2 protein-coding genes and 1 pseudogene are annotated in these 2,857 nt (G+C 77.0%); 2 read left to right on the top strand and 1 reads right to left on the bottom strand.

The window, feature by feature from the left end:
• Positions 1 to 68 precede the first annotated feature (68 nt).
• Both ACWDCZ_RS39980 and ACWDCZ_RS39975 read left to right on the top strand, forming a co-directional pair.
• Positions 69 to 416, top strand: a complete 348-nt coding sequence (locus ACWDCZ_RS39980) for a GntR family transcriptional regulator (protein WP_449818546.1) — start codon at positions 69 to 71, stop codon at positions 414 to 416.
• A complete protein-coding gene (locus ACWDCZ_RS39975) occupies positions 413 to 1,438 on the top strand; it encodes a DUF1648 domain-containing protein (RefSeq protein ID WP_449818545.1) in 1,026 nt (341 codons plus the stop codon). The genes ACWDCZ_RS39980 and ACWDCZ_RS39975 overlap by 4 nt, the downstream gene beginning before the upstream one ends.
• 93 nt (positions 1,439 to 1,531) lie before the next feature.
• On the opposite strand, the pseudogene ACWDCZ_RS39970 reads toward ACWDCZ_RS39975, so the two are convergent.
• Positions 1,532 to 2,857 (bottom strand): annotated as a pseudogene (locus ACWDCZ_RS39970) (hypothetical protein); the annotation flags it as partial.

Raw genomic sequence — 2,857 nt, 5'->3', positions numbered from 1 at the left:
GGGTGGTGGAGTTCATCAAGACCGGCTCCCAGGTCGGGGTGATCCCGGCCGAGCTGGGCGAGCTGGCCCTGCTGCGCGGCTACGAGGACGGGGACACCCGACCACTGCACGAACAGGTCGCCGGCGCGATCAGACGAGCCGTCGCCGAGGGCGAGTGCGCCCCCGGGGACAAGCTGCCCCCGGCCCGGGAGCTCTCCCGGGCCCTGGGGGTGAACACCAACACCGTCCTGCGCGGGCTGCGCACGCTGCGCGACGAGGGGGTGCTGGAGTTCCGCCGGGGCCGCGGCATCACGATCGCGACCGGCGCCGACACCCGCTCCGAACTGGTGGACCGGGTACGGCAGTTGGTCGAGGACGCGGCCCGGGCCGGCTACAGCAGGAACGATCTCGTGGACATGATCAGGGGGATGTCGTGACGGACTCGGGGAACACCACGGAACCGACCACGGAACCGGCCGCCGCACGGCCACCGGCACCCGGTGGCGCCGTCTGGGCCGCGGCGGCCTGGTCGGTCGGGGTGCTGGCGCTGCTGGTCGCCCTGCCGCTGGTGGCGCGCCACCGGCTGCCGGACCCACTGGCCACCCACTGGGGCGGGCGGGAACCCGACGGCTCGATGTCGCTGACGGCGGCCACGGTCTTCCCGGCCGCGTTCTGGGCGGTCCTGGTGCTGATCTCGGTGGTCCTGCGGCGGTACTGGGCCGGCCGGACGCCCGGGGTCGGGTCGGCGATGCTGGCGGCCGGCGGGGTGCTGCTGACGGGGGCGCAGGCCTCCATCGTGCACGCCAATCTGGACCGCGCCCGCTGGCAGGACGCCGCCCCGATGGGCATCGAGGTGGTCCTGATCCTGCTGGCCACCGGCCTCGCCGGGGTGCTGGCGGTGCTGGCCGGCCGGCGCTACGGCGGCCGTCCGGAGCGGCACCCGGCGGCCGGGGCACCGGCGCTGGAGGTGCCGCCGGGCGAGCAGGTCGTCTGGCTCTCCCAGGCCGCCAACCCGTGGCTGCAGCTGTCCGCCGCGGTGCTCGGGCTGCTCTCGGTAACGGGGGTGCTGGTCACCGCGAGCGGGGTCGTCGACCTGGACTGGGTGCTGGTGCTGCCGCTCGCCGTCGGCGCCCTCGCGCTCCTCGGCTGCTCCTCGGTACGGGCCCGGGTGACCGAGCGCGGCCTGACCGTCGGCTTCGGCCCGTTCGGGTGGCCCGCCCGCCGCTGGTCCCCCGCCGAGCTCGACTCCGCCCGTGCCGAGCGGCGCACCGCCGCGCAGTCGGGCGGCTGGGGCTACCGGATCAACGGGCTCGGCACCACCGTGATGGTGCGCCCGGGCGTCTGCCTGGTGGTCCGCACCCGTCGGGGCACGGACTTCGCGGTCAGCGTCGACGACGCCGAGCGCGGGGCCGCACTGCTCAACGCGCTGATCGCCCGCACCCGGCAGCCCACCGGCTGAATCGTTTCGGCGGCGGGGTACCCGGCGGTCCGGTCCACGACCGGGCCGCCTCGCCGTTCCCGCGCCCCCTCGCCGCACTCACCCCCGCTCCCCTCAGGACTCCCCCGCGCGCAGTTCGGTGGCGATCTGCCGCCGTCCGGCGACCAGCGTCTCCAGCACCACCCCGAGGCAGGCCACCAGCGTCAGGCCCGCGGTGGGCAGCAGCACCGGCAGCGGCGCGGGATCGAGGGAGCCGCCCGTCCCGGCCCCGACCAGGGTCGAGAGGTCGAAGGCCGGCCCCAGCAGGACGGCCGCCAGCACCGCGACCCCGGCGCCGCCGACGGCCGCCGCCAGGGTCCGCGGCAGCGCCTCGGCGATGATCAGCGCCAGCCCCTGCCGGGGCCGCAGGCCCATGGTGCGCAGCCGGGCGAGCACCGTCGTACGGTCGGGCGCGGCCCGCAGCAGCGTCAACAGGACCGCGAGGACGGCGAATCCGGCGCTGGCCGGGGCCGCGTACCAGAACAGCCGTCCGGCGGCCTGCTGCAACGGGTCGTCGGCGAGCTGCGCGGCGTACTCGCGGCTGCTGCCGACCCGGTAGGCGGGCGGCAGTCCGTGGCTGCCCCGGCCGGCCGCCGCGGCCTCGTCCGCGATCAGCTTGTCGAGGCCGGTCGGCTCGACCAGGCCCCGCTCCAGGAGGAGCGACCTGATCCGCCCGGGGTCGAGGCCGTCGCCGACGGCCAGCCACCCGGTCCACCGGCCGAGTTCCGGCAGGCGTTCCACGGCGGGGCCGCTGGGCACCACGACGAACGGCTGCTCCGGCTCCGGCAGTGCCGGGGTCGCGGTGACGATCCCGGCGACGGTGGTGCGCAGTTCGCTCGCGGTCGACAGGTGCAGCGTCGGCGCGCCGGCGGCCAGGCGCGCGGCCAGGTCGCGGCTGAACAGCGCGGGTACCGGGGTGTCCGGGCCGCCGGGGGTGCCGGCGAGCTTCGCCGGGTCGAACGCGCCCGCCCCGAGGGTGCGGGCGATCGCGGCGTACGCGGTCGGCTCGGCGACCACCAGGGTCACCTTGGTGTAGTCGTTGGGGCCGGCGCCGACGAACCGCGCGCGCTGGTCCACCCGGACCGCGGTCGCGCTCCGGGCCTCCGGGAGTCCGCCCACGGCCTTGAGGAACGGGTCCGGCAGGGTCGCGTAGTCCGGGACGGAGACGGCGATGTCGCCGCCGGTCGCGACCCGTCCGGCGTGCAGCCTGCCGTGGTCCACGGAGGCGAGCAGGGTGGCGCCGAAGCCGGTCGCGGTGACGGCGATCAGCAGGGCGAGCAGCGGCAGCGCGGAGGGCCGGCGGCGGCCGGAGCCGTCCCGGGCGGCCCGCGGTAGGCCCAGCCCCGGCGCGGCGCCGACGTCGAGACCGAGGTGACGCTCTCCTTCGAGGAGGCGGTGGAC

This window comes from Kitasatospora sp. NPDC001225 (genome assembly GCF_053597855.1).
The sequence above is the reverse complement of the archived record's forward strand: the minus strand, read 5'-3'. Positions and strand labels throughout refer to the sequence as shown.